16 protein-coding genes and 1 pseudogene are annotated in these 15,714 nt (G+C 70.2%); 11 read left to right on the forward strand and 6 right to left on the reverse strand.

Annotated features, from left to right (window positions below; all coding sequences use genetic code 11):
• The 3 genes from BMZ18_RS20355 to BMZ18_RS18230 form a co-directional block, all read right to left on the reverse strand.
• A partial coding sequence (locus BMZ18_RS20355; RefSeq protein WP_139204044.1) for a biotin carboxylase N-terminal domain-containing protein occupies positions 1–165 on the reverse strand: 165 nt, incomplete at its 3' end.
• The gene (locus BMZ18_RS18225; protein ID WP_068363426.1) at positions 165–1,439 is read right to left on the reverse strand and encodes an alpha-hydroxy acid oxidase; all 1,275 of its coding nucleotides are present in this window, start codon (positions 1,437–1,439) and stop codon (positions 165–167) included. The genes BMZ18_RS20355 and BMZ18_RS18225, both read right to left, overlap by 1 nt.
• 72 nt (positions 1,440–1,511) lie before the next feature.
• Complete coding sequence (locus tag BMZ18_RS18230; RefSeq protein ID WP_068363429.1) at positions 1,512–3,221, reverse strand: L-lactate permease; 1,710 nt, start codon at positions 3,219–3,221, stop codon at positions 1,512–1,514.
• Positions 3,222–3,351: 130 nt separating this feature from the next.
• Between BMZ18_RS18230 and BMZ18_RS18235 the strand changes: the two genes are divergently transcribed.
• Together BMZ18_RS18235 and BMZ18_RS19845 are read left to right on the forward strand one after the other, a co-directional pair.
• Positions 3,352–4,107, forward strand: coding sequence for a FadR/GntR family transcriptional regulator (locus BMZ18_RS18235; protein ID WP_068363432.1), 756 nt, complete (start codon positions 3,352–3,354; stop codon positions 4,105–4,107).
• A gap of 190 nt (positions 4,108–4,297) precedes the next feature.
• A complete protein-coding gene (locus tag BMZ18_RS19845) occupies positions 4,298–4,450 on the forward strand; it encodes a hypothetical protein (RefSeq protein ID WP_156511623.1) in 153 nt (50 codons plus the stop codon).
• Between the two features lie 148 nt (positions 4,451–4,598).
• On the opposite strand, the pseudogene BMZ18_RS18240 reads toward BMZ18_RS19845, so the two are convergent.
• Together BMZ18_RS18240 and BMZ18_RS18245 are read right to left on the reverse strand one after the other, a co-directional pair.
• Positions 4,599–4,910, reverse strand: a pseudogene (locus BMZ18_RS18240) (helix-turn-helix domain-containing protein); the annotation flags it as partial.
• A 142-nt stretch (positions 4,911–5,052) separates the two neighbouring features.
• Positions 5,053–5,883 (reverse strand): dienelactone hydrolase family protein, encoded by an 831-nt coding sequence (locus tag BMZ18_RS18245; protein ID WP_074922368.1) that lies wholly within the window; start codon positions 5,881–5,883, stop codon positions 5,053–5,055.
• A gap of 95 nt (positions 5,884–5,978) precedes the next feature.
• Between BMZ18_RS18245 and BMZ18_RS18250 the strand changes: the two genes are divergently transcribed.
• The 8 genes from BMZ18_RS18250 (at position 5,979) to BMZ18_RS18285 (ending at position 14,890) form a co-directional block, all read left to right on the forward strand.
• Positions 5,979–7,205 (forward strand): cation:proton antiporter domain-containing protein, encoded by a 1,227-nt coding sequence (locus BMZ18_RS18250; RefSeq protein WP_068363439.1) that lies wholly within the window; start codon positions 5,979–5,981, stop codon positions 7,203–7,205.
• Positions 7,202–7,786 (forward strand): GNAT family N-acetyltransferase, encoded by a 585-nt coding sequence (locus BMZ18_RS18255; RefSeq protein WP_068363442.1) that lies wholly within the window; start codon positions 7,202–7,204, stop codon positions 7,784–7,786. The genes BMZ18_RS18250 and BMZ18_RS18255 overlap by 4 nt, the downstream gene beginning before the upstream one ends.
• Positions 7,783–8,964, forward strand: a complete 1,182-nt coding sequence (locus BMZ18_RS18260; RefSeq protein WP_244516600.1) for an MFS transporter — start codon at positions 7,783–7,785, stop codon at positions 8,962–8,964. The genes BMZ18_RS18255 and BMZ18_RS18260 overlap by 4 nt, the downstream gene beginning before the upstream one ends.
• The gene (locus tag BMZ18_RS18265) at positions 8,961–9,533 is read left to right on the forward strand and encodes a TetR/AcrR family transcriptional regulator (protein ID WP_068363447.1); all 573 of its coding nucleotides are present in this window, start codon (positions 8,961–8,963) and stop codon (positions 9,531–9,533) included. The genes BMZ18_RS18260 and BMZ18_RS18265 overlap by 4 nt, the downstream gene beginning before the upstream one ends.
• 68 nt (positions 9,534–9,601) lie before the next feature.
• Complete coding sequence (locus BMZ18_RS18270) at positions 9,602–11,203, forward strand: GMC oxidoreductase (RefSeq protein WP_082895042.1); 1,602 nt, start codon at positions 9,602–9,604, stop codon at positions 11,201–11,203.
• Between the two features lie 14 nt (positions 11,204–11,217).
• Positions 11,218–12,507 (forward strand): lipase family protein, encoded by a 1,290-nt coding sequence (locus tag BMZ18_RS18275; RefSeq protein ID WP_068363452.1) that lies wholly within the window; start codon positions 11,218–11,220, stop codon positions 12,505–12,507.
• Positions 12,508–12,572: 65 nt separating this feature from the next.
• Positions 12,573–14,015 carry an aldehyde dehydrogenase family protein gene (locus BMZ18_RS18280; protein ID WP_068363454.1) on the forward strand — a complete coding sequence of 481 codons (1,443 nt, stop codon included), beginning with the start codon at positions 12,573–12,575 and terminating at the stop codon, positions 14,013–14,015.
• Positions 14,012–14,890: an oxygenase MpaB family protein gene (locus tag BMZ18_RS18285; RefSeq protein WP_068363457.1), complete on the forward strand. Its 879-nt coding sequence runs from the start codon at positions 14,012–14,014 to the stop codon at positions 14,888–14,890. The genes BMZ18_RS18280 and BMZ18_RS18285 overlap by 4 nt, the downstream gene beginning before the upstream one ends.
• A 7-nt stretch (positions 14,891–14,897) precedes the next feature.
• On the opposite strand, the gene BMZ18_RS18290 is transcribed toward BMZ18_RS18285, so the two are convergent.
• Positions 14,898–15,227, reverse strand: coding sequence for a hypothetical protein (locus tag BMZ18_RS18290; RefSeq protein WP_074922370.1), 330 nt, complete (start codon positions 15,225–15,227; stop codon positions 14,898–14,900).
• A 102-nt stretch (positions 15,228–15,329) separates the two neighbouring features.
• On the opposite strand from BMZ18_RS18290, the gene BMZ18_RS18295 reads away from it, so the two are divergent.
• A complete protein-coding gene (locus tag BMZ18_RS18295) occupies positions 15,330–15,674 on the forward strand; it encodes an RNA polymerase-binding protein RbpA (RefSeq protein WP_068101384.1) in 345 nt (114 codons plus the stop codon).
• The last annotated feature ends 40 nt before the right edge of the window (positions 15,675–15,714 follow it).

Consider the following 15,714-nt stretch of genomic DNA (forward strand, 5'->3'; position numbering starts at 1 on the left):
ACCCGGCTCCCCGATCTCGTACGCCTCGTCGGCCTTGGTGCGATGCACCGAGTTGCGGTCCTCGAACGGGAACACCGCCACCGTGTCCGCACCCAACTCCACCGCCGCACGGAACGCCCTGATCGCGATCTCCCCGCGATTGGCCACCAACACCTTCGAGAACATCAGGGCGTCTCGGCAGTCGACGACACAGTCCGGCCGGTGGAGTTCCTCGGCACCAGCCGAGTGAGCTGCGTGACGTGCTCGGGGGTGAGGTCGGCGAGCGAATTCACCTGCAGCAGTTGCATGGTGCGCACGATTTCGTCGCGCAGGATGTCGATCATGCGGTCGACGCCCTCGCGGCCTCCCGCCATCAGGCCGTAGAGGTAGGCCCGACCGACCAGTGTGAAGGAGGCTCCCATCGCGATCGACGCGACGATGTCGGCTCCGTGCATGATTCCGGTGTCGACGGCGACCTCGAAGTCCGGCCCGACCTCCCGCACCACCGACGGCAGCAGCTGGAAGGGAACGGGGGCGCGGTCGAGCTGGCGGCCACCGTGGTTGGACAGGATGATGCCGTCGACACCGCGCTCGGCGAGTTCGACCGAATCGGCGACGGACTGCACGCCCTTGACCACGATCTTGCCCGGCCAGATGCTGCGGATGACGTCGAGGTCCGCGAAGGAGATGGACGGGTCCATGGCGGAGTTCAGGAGTTCCCCGACCGTTCCGCCGGTCGTCGACAGGGATGCGAATTCCAGTTTGGCGGTGGTGAGGAAGTCCCACCACCACCACGGCCGGGGAAGAGCGTTGGCGATGGTCGACGCCGTCAACTGCGGGGGAATGGAGAAGCCGTTGCGCTTGTCACGCAGTCGGGCTCCTGCAACGGGGGTGTCGACGGTGAAGAGCAGCGTGTCGAAGCCGGCGCGGGCGGCGCGCTCGACGAGCCCGAAGGAGATGTCGCGGTCCCTCATCACGTACAGCTGGAACCAGTTGCGACCCGTGGGATTGGTGGCGCGGACGTCCTCGATGGAGGTGGTGCCGAGCGTGGACAGGCAGAAGGGAATACCGGCGGCCCCCGCCGCGCCGGCCCCTGCGTGCTCGCCCTCGGTCTGCATGAGGCGGGTGAATCCGGTCGGGGCGATGCCGAACGGGAGGGACGACGAGCCGCCGAAGACGGTGGTCGAGGTGTCGACGCGGGAGACGTCACGCAGGATCGACGGGTGGAACTCGACGTCGCGGAACGCCTGTCGAGCCCGCGACAGCGAGATTTCCGCGTCGGCCGCGCCGTCGGTGTAGTCGAAGGCGGCCCGCGGAGTGCGTCGTTTGGCGATCGTGCGGAGATCGTCGATGGTGAGGGCTGCGTTCAGCCGGCGGCGGCGCAGGTTGAAGTCCGGCTTTCTGAACGAGAGCAGTTCACGCAGTTCGGCGGGGTTGGGTAGCTGGCGGTCGACAGACATCGGTCGGTCACTTTCCTCGAGGCGGTACGGGTGTGGGGGTGGTGTCGGGCGGAGCGGTGGTCGTCGGTCGGATCAGGGCAACATCCAGGACAGGACCGAGCTCTGCAATCCGACCAGGAGGCACAGCGCGAGAAGAAGGGACAGGCTCCACCAGATCACCTTGCGGAAGATGTCGGACTCGCGGCCGACCAGGCCGACGGCGGTGGCGGCGATGGCCAGGTTCTGCGGGCTGATCATCTTGCCGACGACGCCACCGGAAGTGTTAGCGGCGACCAGCAGGGTGGGGTCGAGGCCGGCGCTGGTCGCCGCGGTCTGCTGCAGTGTCGCGAACAGGGCGTTGGCGCTGGTGTCGGAACCGGTGACTGCCGTGCCGAGCCAGCCGAGAATCGGTGAGAGGTAGGCGAAGAAGGCTCCGGTTCCGGCGATCCAGGTGCCGATCGTGATCGTCTGACCCGACTGATTCATCACGTAGGCGAGGGCGAGGACGGCGCCGACGGTGAGGGCGGAATAGCGGAGCTTGACCAGCGTCTCACCGAAGATGCGAGCGGCTCGGCCGGCCCCGACCCGGTAGACGACGGCCACCACGGCGCCGCAGATCAAGAGCAGTGTGCCGGGTGTGGAAAGCCAGGTGAACTTGTAGATCGTGGTCGTGGCGGGAGAGCCGGCCGCGGTGAGGATGTTGCCGTCCAGTCCCGGCCACGGAACGGAGATGTCCGTCGAGGCAAGGAAACCTCTCAGCGGGGCCCACAGCTTGGCAAGCGAGAACACCACGATGACGAGCAGGTACGGGAACAGGGCCATGAGCGTGCGGCGACCGGTCAGCGTCTCGGCGCTGGTCGTGGTGGCGGTGGCGGAGGTGGTGATGCGGGTGGTGCCCGACGCCGGCAGGCTCGGTGCGGTGCCCGTTCCGGTCGGGTCGACCTCGCCGTCCCGATCACGCAGCAGTCGCTCACGGGCGGCCTCCGTTTCGGCCGGCTTCCAGAACCGGAGCACCACGACGGCTGCGGCGATTCCGGCGAGGGACGCGACGATGTCGGTCAACTCGACCGAGATCCACGTGGCGCTGACCCACTGCGCGACGGCGAACACGACGCCCACGGCCACGGCGACGGGCCAGGTCTGCCGTACACCGCGGCGACCATCGGTGAGGAACGCGATGAACAGCGGAACGAAGAGGGCGACCAGCGGGGTCTGGTGACCGACGTAGGCACCGATCTCGTGATAGTCGATGCCGGTGAGGTTGCCCGCGGTGATGATCGGAATGCCGATGGCGCCGAACGCGACCGGTGCGGTGTTCGCCAGGAGCACCACGACCGCAGCCCGCATCGGGGCGAATCCGACGGCGAGCAGCATGACGCCGGTGATGGCCACCGGTGCGCCGAACCCGGCCAGCGCCTCGAGCAGTCCGCCGAACCCGAACGCGATGATGATCGCCTGGATCCGGGGGTCGTCGGAAATCGCGTCGATCACCTGCCGCAGATGCTCGAATCGCCCGCTGGCCACGGTGAGTTCGTAGAGCCAGATCGCGCAGATCACGATCCAGACGATCGGGAAGAGACCGAAGACGAACCCTTGTGTCGCCGACAGGCCGGCCAGGGTCACGGGCATGTCGTAGGCCAAGACCGCCACCAGCAGCGCGACGGCGAGACCGGCGAGACCGGCGAAGTGGGCCTTCCACCGCAGAACTCCGAGGGTCACGAACACCGTCAGGAGCGGCAGGCAAGCGACGGCCGCGGACCACCCGATGCCGGATGCGAGTGGATCGAGAGTGGGTGTGTACATGGGCCGTGCTCCGTTCTGTGGACCGGGGTCTTTGTGGTCTGACCTCAGGCCACATCGAAAATGTAATGGATCACACTCTCGCGGGTCAAGAGACTCAGCGCATAGACGTCGGTGTGATTGGGTGGAGCCCATGTCGAACGGTGCGCAGCCAGGTCGAGGCGAGTCGATCCGGTGGGAGCCGGTGCGACGCGCGCGCGCTCACGAGCTGGTGATCGACGCCATCGAGGAACGCATCATGGCCGGCGACCTCCGGGTCGGAGATCCGCTGCCGCCCGAGCGCGAATTCGCTGCTCAACTCGACGTCAGTCGCGCCGGCGTGCGCGAAGCGGTTCGCGTTCTCGAAAGCAGCGGGATCCTGCGTTCGTCTCCCGGATCCGGGCCGGGCGCCGGAACTTTCGTCGCCTCGCTACCCCGCCCGGCGTTGACCCGTCTGCTCCGACTGCACGTCGCGCTCACCAACTTCCGCATCGACGATCTCCTCGAGACCCGCGTGGCACTCGAACGCGCCAGCGTTCATCTGGCCGCGACCTCGCCGGACGACGACAAACTGGCCCGCGCCCGCGAGGCGATCGACATCATGGACCGCCCGGGGGTGTCCCGCGAGGACTTCAACGACGCGGACACCGACTTCCACATCGCTCTAGCCGAAGCGTCGGGCAACGATTTCGTCGCGTCCCTGACCGCCGCCATTCGGGAGTCCATGCGCGCCCCCATCCTGACGGCGCTGATCGCCAAAGCCGACTGGGAGACACTCGCGGCCACCCTGAACGCCGACCACCGCAAGATCTTGCAGGCCGTGGAGGACGGCGATCCCGAGCTGGCGGCCCGCCGCGTCGAGGAGCACATTCATTCGTCGGCAGCCGCCCTCCCTACAGTGATTGCGTGACCCGAAAACGACTCGCGTCGAATTGCCGGCAGCTCGACGTGGTCGCAAGGGATCGATGCGGCACGGCCGAGATCGTGTCAGCCGTCAGGCTTGCATCGTGCCGGAATACCCAATCTGCTGGGCTAATGCCACCGCGTTCGCACCTGCCCGCACCGCCGACCGCCCCCACCGACAGGTAATTGCGCACCGGATGACCCGGCTCGAGCGGCAGCGCCGCGGCGACGGCACCGATGCGGCCGCACCCTGCGGCGGCGGCCAGGGCGACGCCCTCATCCTGCAAGTTCCTGCCAACTGGGCAAGCAACTCGGTAAGACTGAACATGATCAGCGATCGGCACCGGTAGAGGAGGGGTGCGACCGAGGCCCGAGCTCGCGGTGTGCCGCTGCGAGTGCGCAGATCGCCACCCTCATGTTGTGGGGGGGTCTGCGCCGCGTTAGCTCCGGCTCGGTCGGTCCGGTGACCAGTGGTTGGGCGGCGCCCGCTATGAGGATCAGGACCGCGGAGACGGTGCTGCGCGGGAGGTGCAGGTGGTAGGCGATGCGGTGCGGACCCCATCGGTTGGTGAAGCGCAGCGCCACGATTCGGCGTTCGGTGCGTCTCGGTGTGCGCGCGGGGCTGCGGCGGGGCCGGCTGGACGGTCGGCCATCGCCGCCGGCCCGGTACCGGTCGGCCCACTTCTTGGCGGTGGTCGGTGAGATCTGAAACCGTTCGGCGGCCCGCCGGATGGACCAATGGTCGTCGACGATCGAACTGGCGAGCTTCAATCGTCCCTTCGGGGTGAGGGAGGCGTTAGCGTGGACCACGAGGACCTCTCGGTTGTCGGTGAAGTTGTGGTAACCACACCGATACCGGAGGTCCTCACCTATCCGTGGTCGCCACGCCGGGATCGGCCTGTGGGCCCAGCGTCGGCGTGACCTCACGTGAGGACGGTCGGCTGCATCGCTGCTACGTCGTCAGCAACCGTTCACGGAAGAAGTCCAGGACCTGGTCGAGCGCCTCTCGGGTCGGCTCCCCGGGGCGGTCGATCAGGCCCTCGGTGAGGACGGAGTGCGGCGGCCCGGGAGCGTCGGGGTTCGCCGACGCATCCGGCAGTTCGACGGCCGTGAACGCGTCCCCGAGCCGTTCCTTCAGCCAGGCGAAGCGTCCCGACGGGCTCATCCGGTCACCCTGGAAACGAAGACCGAGGACACTGAGGTCCCCGCGCGCGCAGCGATTTTCGACGACCCGCATGTCGTCGGTGTCGACGTCGATCGTCCGAACGCGGCTCGGCGTCGCCGCGAACGGCAACGACGGCTGCGACAGGACGGGTGCGATCAGTCGGTCGTCGGCGGCCATGGCCAGCGCGAACCCGCCGGTGAAGCACATGCCGATCGCGCCGACACCCGGTCCGCCGCAGCGCTCGTGCTCCTCGGCGGCCAGCGCCCGCAGCCAGGTCACGATCGGTGACGACTTGCCCGTCGCGAGGACGGTGAATTCACTACTGATGCAGGCGGGGACGATGGCCCGCACGGTGGATGCCACGAAGCCCACGGCCGGTACCCGGCCGGCTCGGGGGTCGTGACCGTCGCGCCCGAACAGGTGCGGCACCACGGCCGTGCACCCGATCCCGGCGACCGTGCGGGCGAAGTCGGCCACCCTCGGGGTGATGCCGGGCATCTCGGACAGCACCACCACCGCCGGACCGGTCCCGAGCCGGTACACCGGTGCCGATCGGCCGTGCGCCGTGAAGTCGATCCGGTCGAAATCGGTCAGTGCGTCGTTCCCCGGTTGCCCCATGACGTCATCATGCCCCTGTCGTGCGGTCGATGAACCTCGCACGACGAGACCGGTCGTGTCATGGTGATCTGCACCAACACTCGGGAGGTGACGCGGTGGGACCGTTCGTGGTGGTGGGACTGTGTGTCGGACTGGCCTGTCTCCTCGTCTCGCGCACTCTCGACGCGCGTCGGATCTCGGCGCCGCTCATCGTGGTCGTCGCCGGCATGATCGTCGCCCCACTGACGGGCGTGGACCTGACCGAGCTGATCGACGCTCCGGCCACGGAGAAGGTGGTCGAGCTGGTCCTGGCCCTGCTGCTGTTCGTCGACGCCACCGAGGTCCGCGGCGGCCTGTTCGGCGGCGAGCGGTCGGCTCCGGTGCGGCTTCTCGCGCTGGCGCTGCCCGGTTCCATGGCGCTCGCGCTCGGGCTGGGCGCCGTGTTGTTCACGGACCTGCCGCTCGCGGTGTTGGCGGTGATCGCCTGCGTGGTGGTTCCGACGGACCTCTCCCCTGCGTCGATTCTGCTGCGGGACAGCCGCATTCCACTCCGCGTCCGGCGACTGCTGAACGTCGAGAGCGGGTACAACGACGGCATCGTCGCGCCGATCTTCGTGATCGCGTTGGCGCTGATCGACGACGAGGGCCCGCACGAGAGCACCGCCGAGGCCGTGCTGCACGGAATCCAGGCGTCGGTGGTGGCGGGCGGTGTGGGCGCCGTCGTCGGGTACGGCGGCGCGCGCGCCATCCGATTCGTGGTCGACCGCGGCCTCGCCGACCCGCGCGGCGTCCGTCTCGCCGTCGTACTGCTGGTGTTCCTGTCCTATACGGGCGCCACGGTGTTGTCCGGCAACGGGTTCGTGGCGGCATTCGTCGCCGGGATCGTGTTCCACGCGTCCCGCACGGTGGGCCGAACCGTCGACACCTCGGAACTGGCGATGGTCGAGGATCTGGCGGTGCTCAGCAGCACGGCCATGTGGTTCGTTTTCGGGGCCACGGTGTCGTACCTGATCGGGGTCGGCCTGCCCGGCTGGGAGATCGTGGTGTTCGTCGCGGCGGCGCTCACGGTGGTGCGCATCCTGCCGACGCGGCTGGCCCTGCTGCGCAGCGACTTCTCCCGGCGGGACCGGCGTGCCGTCGCCGTGCTCGGTCCCCGCGGCTCGGCGTCGATCGTGTTCGGACTGCTCGCCTGGAACGAGATGGCCGACCTGGACGATGCCTTCTTCGTTCTGTACGTCATGGCCCTGACGGTGTTGGCCAGCATACTGTTTCACGGTGTCGCCGTCGGTCGCGTCGGCGCCGGTTACGAGCGGGCCGGAGCGTCCGCGGAAGGCGGGTCATGACGAGCGAGGTGCGGATCCTGCCCGCGACCGCCGCGCGGTTCGACGACGTCGCGGTCATGGTCGGGCCGAGGAATCCGGCCGCGAACGTCTGCTGGTGCCTGAGTCACCGGCTGCCGTCGAAGGACCACCGCGCACTGCACGGGCCCGAACGACGGGACCGTATGCGGGATCTGTGCCGCCGGGACGTCGCGCCGGGTGTCCTCGCCTACCTCGGCGACGAGGTGGTCGGGTGGGCGGCGGTGGCGCCGCGCGCGGAACTTCCGGTGGCCCGCTCGCGCAAGATCCTTCCGGTGGACGACCTGCCGGTGTGGTCGATCATCTGCGTCAGGGTGCGCCCCGGCCATCGGGGGCAGGGTGTGTCTCACCCACTGGTCACGGGCGCCGCCGAGTACGCGCGAACGAACGGCGCTCCGGCCGTCGAGGCGTACCCCGTCGACAACCGCGGCGAGAAGGTGGATCTCACGATGGCGTTCGTCGGCATCCGCTCGGTGTTCGAGTCCGCGGGATTCGACACGGTCGCCGCCACCGATGCGGTCGCCGGCGGGTTCCCGCGCGTCGTCGTGCGTCGGACGTTCGCGTGACGACGGCGGGGCGCGCGCCGCAGACGCTCGGTCTCGCGGCGGTGCTGCTGACGGTCATGGTGGGCACCACCATGCCCACCGCGCTGTACACCCACTACGAACGCGAGTTCGGATTCTCGGTCCTCACCGTCACCGTCGTCTACGCCGTCTACGCGGTGGGCGTGATCGCTGCGCTCGTTGCGTTCGGCACCTGGTCCGACGTGCTCGGACGCCGCCCGGTGCTGGGCCTCGGTCTGGCGTTCGCCGCGGTGAGCGACGTGGTGTTCCTCCTTGCCGACGACACGGCCGTGCTGTTGATCGCCCGCGTGATCTCCGGCCTGTCGGCGGGGGTGTTCGTCGGCACCGCGTCGGTGGCGATCATCGAAATGGCGCAGGGTCGGTGGTCCGCGCGCGCACCGCTGCTGGCCAGTCTGGCGACCATCGGCGGTCTGGGTACCGGGCCCGTGCTCGCGGCGGTGCTGGTGACGCTGGCGCCGCATCCGCTGCGGACGACGTACGTGGTGCACCTGATCCTCGTCGTCGTCGCGGCCCTGATCGTCGCGGTGGTGCCGGAGACCCGGCCGCGACGTCCCGGCCCACTCCGCCCGCTCTCCCCCGCGGTTCCCGACGTCGTGCGCGACTTCTTCGTCCGCGCCGCCATTCTCGGATTTGCCGGATTCGCGGTGATGGGTCTGTTCACGGCCCTGGCCCCGACGATCGCCGCGCAGGTCGCCGGCGTCGAGTCCGTGCTCGGCCAGTCCGGTCTGGTGGTGACCGTGATGGGCGGGTCGCTGGTCGGTCAGCTCCTCGGCCGTCGACTGTCCGAACCCGCGGCCGACGCCGGTGCCGTGGGGGCGATGCTCGCGGGCATGGCGTTGCTGGTCGTGGCCCTGCTGACGGGATGGTGGCCCGCGCTCGCCGCGGCGGGCCTGACCGGCGGCGCGGGCCAGGGCGTGGCGTTCGCGCGCGGACTGGCCGGCATCGCCACGGGAGCGCCCGCGGACCGTAAGGCGTCGACCACGTCGGCGTACTTCGTGGTCACCTACGTCGCGATCAGCGTGCCCGTCGTCGCGGAGGGCTTCCTGTCGCGGGCGGTGGGTGTCACCGCCGCCGGGATCGTCTTCGCCGCGGTGGTGGCCGCGCTCGTCGCCGTCGCGGGCGCGCTCGCGCTCCGTGCCCACCGCCGGGTGGCCGCGTGAGCGCGCGCGACCGCGTCGTGCGGGCCACGTGGGAGGTCATCGAGCGGGGTGGGTTCGAGGCCGTGTCCATCGCCGCCGTGGCGCAGGCGGCCGGGGTCTCCCGCCAGACCGTCTACGCGCACTTCGGGTCGCGCGAGGAGATGGTGTCGCAGTCCCTCGAGGAACTCGCGCTCGAGGTGTTCGGGCGGTTGCGTGCGGGCGGGGCCACCGCCACCTCGCCGCGGGGTTTCGTGATCGATCTGCTGGTCACGGGCCGCCGCGCGGTGCGCGACCATCCGGTCCTCGCGACCCTGCTCCGACTCGATGCGGCGAATCCCATTCTGGGCGACGGGGTCGTGGACGAGGCTTTCCCGGTGTTGCTCCCGCTGCTCGCGCCGCTGCGCGAGATCGACCCGTCGATCGACGACGAGGCGCTCGCGGACATCGCACTCCTGGTGGTGCGGCTGGGGCTGTCGGTGGTGATCTTCGACGACGCCCGTACGCGCGACGACGACGCTCTGCGGGCTTTCCTGCGCCGCACGCTGCCTCGGTCCATGCGGGCCGATTCCGACGACGTTCCACCCTCGTGATGCTTGACACTTACGACTGAAAGTGTCTAACTGGTCACCGCCGACGGGGAGCCAGGGGGATACCGACGATGACGGTGAGCAGACGTGCGTTCGTGACGGGGGCGGTGGGTGCCCTCGGGGCGGCGGTGGCCGGGACGATGGTGGGTGCGACCGCGACCGCGGCGCCACGCGGAACGACCCCAGGGCGCGTCGCCCTCACGCGCGAGGACCACCGAGTCCTCGTGATCGGCTCGGGTTTCGGCGGTGGCGTCGCGTCGTTGCGGTTCGCCGAGGCGGGTGTTCCGGTGACGGTCCTCGAACGCGGCCGGCGCTGGCCCAGCGGTCCGAACTCGACGACGTTCCCGTCCGCGACGGCCCCGGACGAGCGACTGCTCTGGTACGGCTCGGGCACCAACCTGTTCGGCAGCCCCCTTCCGGCGGGCCGGTACGCCGGGCTCGTCGAGGCGGTCCCCGGGGAGAACATGACCGTGCTCTGCCCGGCCGGCGTCGGCGGCGGATCCCTCGTTTATCAGGGCATGACGCTCCAACCGGCGAAGGACGTCTTCCTCACCCAGTTCCCCGAGGAGTTGGACTGGGATCTGATGAACCGCGTCCACTATCCGCGGGTGGCGCGCATGCTCGGCCTCGAGGTGGCGCCGGACGCGTTGATCGAGTCGCCGACCTACGCCGCGCCGCGGGCGTTCGCCGCCAACGCCCGCCGGGCCGGGCAGCCCGTATCCAAGATCCCGATGCCGATCGACTGGCAGTTCGCCCTCGACGAGCTGTCCGGGAAGATGCGCCCGTCGTACACCAACGGCGACGGCGCGATGGGCGTCAACAACGGCGGCAAGCACTCCGTGGACGTCACCTACCTCGCGGCCGCGGAGGCCACCGGGCTGGTCGACGTCCGCAGCCTGCACCACGTGACCGACGTCGAGCGCGCCGCCGACGGCCGGTGGGCGGTGTACGTCGAGCGCATCGACGAGCGCGGCACCGTCCTCGAGAACCTGATTCTCACCGCGGGCACGCTGGTCATGGCGGCCGGCACCATGAACACCACCCGGCTGCTCATGCGCGCCGCGGCGTCCGGGCGCATCCCCGACCTGCCCGATGCGCTGGGACAGGGCTGGGGGTCGAACGCCGACCGCATCTACGCCTGGACCACCGCCGAGCACGACTTCGGACCGGTCCAGGGCGGGCCGGTGGTGTACGGCAGCCTCGACTGGTCGAACCCCCGCACGGCGTCGACGGTCATCCAGGCGTCCATGCCCCAGCTCGGAATCAACGACCACACCACCGTCCTCGTGGGTTACGGGGTCAGCGACGCCCGCGGCCACTTCGTCTACGACGCCGCGAAGGACGACGCGATCCTGCGGTGGCCGTACGAGGGCGACGCCGCGATCCAGACCTCCACCATCGGTCCGCGCGTGCAGGCGATCGCGGGACCGGGCAGCGTGCTGATCGACACCAACGCCGCGTTCCCCTCGACATGGCATCCGCTCGGCGGCGCGTCGATGAACGCCGTGTGCGACCTCGACGGGCGCGTGCTGGGACAGCGGGGCCTCTACGTCCTCGACGGCGCGCTGATCCCCGGCAACTGCGCTGCCTGCAACCCGTCCATGACCATCGCCGCCGTGGCCGAGCGAGCCATGGATTCCATCACCGCCCGCGACGTCGGCACCGTCGTCTGACACGAGAGGTCACCATGAAGCGTTCGATTCGAGGAACGGTCGGCGCGGTCGCCGTCGCCCTGATCGCGGCCACGCTGCCGGCGCTCACGGCACCCACCGCGGCCGCCGCACCGGACTTCTACACTCCCCCGGCGCAATTCGACACCACGCCCGGCGCGGTCGTGCGGACCGAGCCGATGCCGGTCTACCTCGCGGCCCCGGCGCCCGGCGATCCCTACCCGGTCACCGGTACCCGAGTCATGTACACCTCCCGCACCGAGGCAGGCGATCCCGTCGCCGTGACCGGCACCTACCTCGAGGCCGGCGGCCCCTGGACCGGTGCCGGGCCTCGCCCGACGATCGTGGTGGCCCCGGGCACCATCGGGCAGGGCGATCAGTGCGCCCCGTCACGCGCGTTCTCCACCGGGCTCAACGCCGCGCTGTCGCCGCCGTCGCTGTCGGCGAACCAGGAACTCGTCTCGTCGACCCTGTGGCGGGCGATGGGCGCGCGGGTCTTCGTCACGGACTACATCGGGCTCGGTACGCCGGGTCTGCACACGTACGTCAATCGGATCGAGCAGGCGCACGCGGTGCTCGACGCGGCGCGGGCCGCGAACTCGCTCGCCGGTGATCCGTCGGCGCCGGTCGGCTTCTGGGGTTACTCGCAGGGCGGCGGCGCCACGGCGGCCGCCGCGGAACTGGCCGGGCAGTACGCACCCGAGCTGAACGTCAAGGGAACGTGGGCCGGTGCTCCCACCGCCGATCTGCTGGAGGTGCTCGGAACGGTCGACGGCACGCTGATCGGCGGCGTGATCGGGTACGCGCTGAACGGCTTCGTCGAGCGTCATCCGGAGCTGCAGGCCCGGGTCGACGAGCGCACCACCGAGACCGGCAAGCGTCTGCTCGCCGAGGTGTCCACGGAATGCATCGCCGACACGATCCTGCGACATCCGTTCCTGCGCACCGACACCCTGACCCGTGACGGCCGACCACTGCTCGAGAACCTGGGCACCATTCCGGAGGCGGGACCGATCCTGGCGCAGCAGCGCATCGGCAACCTGCGTCCGTCGGCACCGGTCTTCGTCACCAGCGGACGCCACGACGACACCGTCCCCTACGGCCAGGCGCGTCGTCTCGCCGAGGACTGGTGCGGACGCGGCGGTGCGGTGACGTTCCTGACCGACGAGATCCCGCCGATCCTGACGGGCGCGGTCCTGCCGAATCACTTCGGACCGCAGCTGATCGACGGCTACGGGGGCGCCGCGGCGCGGTACATGATGGACCGATTCGCGGGCGTTCCCGTGAGCGGCTGCTCGGGACTCTGACGGTCACCCGGATCGGACGCATCGGTCATTGCCCGCCCCTGCGGGCGCGCCTAGTGTCGGCATGCATGACCATCGACGAGACGTCCATCCCCACCGATCGGGACCGTGTCGAGGAGGCGGTCCGGCAGGCCCGGCACGCCGCACGGTGGTGGGGCGGACTGAGTCACGACGACCGCAAGGACTGGTTGCTCGAATTCAAGTCCGTCGTCGCGCGGAACTCGGCGTCGCTGGTCGACGTCGTGCGCGAGGAGACGGGCAAGCCCGCCGACGACGCGCTGCTCGAGGTGATGCTGGCCGTCGAACACCTGTCCTGGGCGGCGAAGAACGCCCGCCGCGTGCTGCGTGAGCGGTCGGTGCGGTCCGGCGCGGTCAGCATCAACCAGGCGGCGACGGTGCGCTACGAGCCGATGGGCGTGGTGGGGGTCATCGGTCCCTGGAACTATCCCGTGTACACCCCGATGGGATCCATCGCCTACTCGATGGCGGCCGGTAACGCGGTGGTCTTCAAGCCCAGCGAGCTGACCCCGCGGACGGGAACCTGGCTCGCCGACACCTGGGACTCGCTGTCGGCGCCGCACTCGGTCCTGCAGGCCGTCGTCGGTGACGGCTCGGTCGGCGCGCACCTCGCCCGCGCCGGCGTCGACAAGGTCGCGTTCACCGGGTCGACGGCCACCGCCAAGAAGGTCATGGCCACCTGCGCCGAGTCGCTGACCCCGATTGTGGTCGAGGGCGGCGGCAAGGACGCGCTGATCGTCGACGAGGGTGCCGACCTCGACGCCGCCGCCGAGTTCGCCGCGTTCGGGGCCATGGGCAACGCCGGTCAGACCTGCGCCGGGGTCGAACGGGTCTACGTGGTGGACTCGCTCGCCGACCGGTTCGTCGACAATCTCGTGGCGCGTGTGAAGGACCTGCGGGTGGGCGACGCCGCCGACGCGCAGTACGGCCGGATGACCCTCCCCCGCCAGGTCGACGTCGTGCGGTCGCAGGTCGAGGACGCGCTCGCGCGCGGCGGCCGGGCCGTCGTCGGTGGTCCCGAGTCGGTCCGACCGCCCTACGTCGATCCGGTGGTGCTGCTCGACGTGCCGGAGGACAGCGAGGCGCAGGTCGAGGAAACGTTCGGCCCGACCGTCGTGGTCAACCGCGTCCGTGACCTCGACGAGGCGATCGACCGGGCGAACACGTCGAAGTACGGGCTCGGGGCCTCGGTGTTCACCGGGTCCGCGGACGCCGGGCGCCGCGCGGCGGATCGTCTCCGCGTGGGCGTGGTGAGCATCAACTCGGTGCTCGGTTTCGCCGCCATCGGCGCTCTCCCGTTCGGCGGGGTCGGCGACTCCGGCTTCGGACGCATCCACGGCGCGGACGGCCTGCGGGAGTTCTCGCGGGTCAAGTCCGTCACCACGCAGCGGTTCGCCGCGCCGCTCAATCTCGTCACCATGACGCGCAAGCGTCGCGACGTCGCGGTCGCCCGCTTCCTGCTCACCAAGATCCACGGCCGGCGCCGGCGATGACCACGACGCTGCCCCGGCGCGGCCGGGGGCGGTACGGCTGGCTCGAGGCGATCGAGCGGCTCGATCCCGTGGCGGACGCGCAGACGATCCACCGCATCACCGCCGGGTACGAGTTCCCGTGGGACTACCAGCGGTCGCTCGAGTTCGCGCTGTTCCGCACCTACTGTGTCCCGAGCATCTCGGCTCTGCTCGCGCGCACCGGCGAGTTCGAGAAGCGTCCGCAGAAGCGGTACGACGACACGTCGCTGCTCATGTCCGAACTGGTCGAGCACGGGTACGACTCCGAGCGTGGGCGGGCCTCGCTGCGGACGGTCAACCGCCTGCACGCGCAGTACGACATCGACCGCGACGACATGCTCTACGTCCTGTCGACCTTCGCCTTCGACCCCCTCGACTGGATCGACCGCTACGGCTGGCGCCGGCTGCATCCCCACGAACGACGCGCCGCGGTCGAGTTCTACCGCGCCGTCGGGGCGCGGATGGGAATCGCCGACGTCCCCGAGTCCGCGGCCGAGTTCCATGCGTTCCGGATGGAGTACGAGCACGACCGGTTCGGCTTCGCGCCGGACAACCGTCGCATCGGCACCTACACCCGCGAGTTGCTCGCCTCCTGGTACCCGGCGGTCTCGCGGCCGGCCGTCCGCGGCGTCGTGCACGCGATGATCGACGACGACATGCGTCGCGCCTTCGGGTTCCCCGCCGCCGCACCGGGTGCGCGTCGGGTCGCCGAGGCCGGCCTGCGCGCTCGAGCACGCGCGGTGCGACATCTTCCGCCCCGGCGGACGTCCCGCATCGCGCGGGACCCGCGCAACCGGACCTACCCTGGCTATCCCGTCGGGTACCACCCGTCGGACCTGGGCCCGGGCCGACAGTGACGACGGGTCATCGCAGCCGCTCGGCGTCGCGGGCCATTTCCACCATGCGGGCCGACAGCGCGGCGAGTTCGTCGGCGTCGGCGCCTTCGGCCAAGGCCGTGGCGACGTCCTCCGCCGCGCAGCGCACCCCGAACGCGCGGTCGGCCAGGGCCTCGGCTTCGGCGGCGGTCAGCAGGACGGCGTCGTCGGGCACCGTCGTGCCGCGCACGGAGGTGCGCTGCTCGTAGGCCCGCTGCCGGCAGGATTGCCGGCAGTAGCGTCGTCGACGTCCCGCGCCGCTGTCGGCGACAGGGCGTCCGCACCACACGCAGGTTCCGGGACGCCGTCTGCCGATCACGGACGTCGACGATACCGGGGTAGGATGGTGCGTTCGTGCGGGAACGTTTCCGGGTCCCGGTGCGTTGACCCCACAGCACGCAGGACGACAGAGAGGACTCTTATGGCAGACCGCGTACTTCGAGGTAGTCGGCTCGGAGCGGTGAGCTACGAGACCGATCGCGACCACGACCTCGCGCCGCGGCGCATGGCTCGGTACAAGACGGACAACGGTGAGATCTTCGACGTCCCCTTCGCGGACGACGCCGAGTTGCCCGGCACGTGGCTGTGCCGCAACGGCATGGAGGGCACCCTGGTCGAGGGCACCGCGCCGGAGGCCAAGAAGGTCAAGCCCCCGCGCACCCACTGGGACATGCTGCTCGAGCGCCGCTCCGTCGAGGAGTTGGACGAGCTGCTGAAGGAGCGGCTGGACCTGCTCAAGGCAAAACGACGCGGAGCCGGCGTCTAGATTCTATCGATTCCTCGGGCCCCGACACCACACCGGTGTC

The sequence above is a fragment of the Rhodococcoides kroppenstedtii genome (genome assembly GCF_900111805.1).
In the GTDB taxonomy this organism is placed as follows: Bacteria; Actinomycetota; Actinomycetes; order Mycobacteriales; family Mycobacteriaceae; genus Rhodococcoides; species Rhodococcoides kroppenstedtii.

Excerpts from the sequence above, each read along its gene's own strand:
- BMZ18_RS18285 (WP_068363457.1), top strand. The coding sequence starts at position 14,012 with ATGACCACGACGCTGCCCCGGCGCGGCCGGGGGCGGTACGGCTGGCTC.
- BMZ18_RS18270 (WP_082895042.1), top strand. The coding sequence starts at position 9,602 with ATGACGGTGAGCAGACGTGCGTTCGTGACGGGGGCGGTGGGTGCCCTC.
- BMZ18_RS18280 (WP_068363454.1), top strand. The coding sequence starts at position 12,573 with ATGACCATCGACGAGACGTCCATCCCCACCGATCGGGACCGTGTCGAG.
- BMZ18_RS18230 (WP_068363429.1), bottom strand. The coding sequence starts at position 3,221 with ATGTACACACCCACTCTCGATCCACTCGCATCCGGCATCGGGTGGTCC.
- BMZ18_RS18225 (WP_068363426.1), bottom strand. The coding sequence starts at position 1,439 with ATGTCTGTCGACCGCCAGCTACCCAACCCCGCCGAACTGCGTGAACTG.
- BMZ18_RS18295 (WP_068101384.1), top strand. The coding sequence starts at position 15,330 with ATGGCAGACCGCGTACTTCGAGGTAGTCGGCTCGGAGCGGTGAGCTAC.
- BMZ18_RS18245 (WP_074922368.1), bottom strand. The coding sequence starts at position 5,883 with ATGGGGCAACCGGGGAACGACGCACTGACCGATTTCGACCGGATCGAC.
- BMZ18_RS18235 (WP_068363432.1), top strand. The coding sequence starts at position 3,352 with ATGTCGAACGGTGCGCAGCCAGGTCGAGGCGAGTCGATCCGGTGGGAG.
- BMZ18_RS19845 (WP_156511623.1), top strand. The coding sequence starts at position 4,298 with ATGACCCGGCTCGAGCGGCAGCGCCGCGGCGACGGCACCGATGCGGCC.
- BMZ18_RS18275 (WP_068363452.1), top strand. The coding sequence starts at position 11,218 with ATGAAGCGTTCGATTCGAGGAACGGTCGGCGCGGTCGCCGTCGCCCTG.
- BMZ18_RS18255 (WP_068363442.1), top strand. The coding sequence starts at position 7,202 with ATGACGAGCGAGGTGCGGATCCTGCCCGCGACCGCCGCGCGGTTCGAC.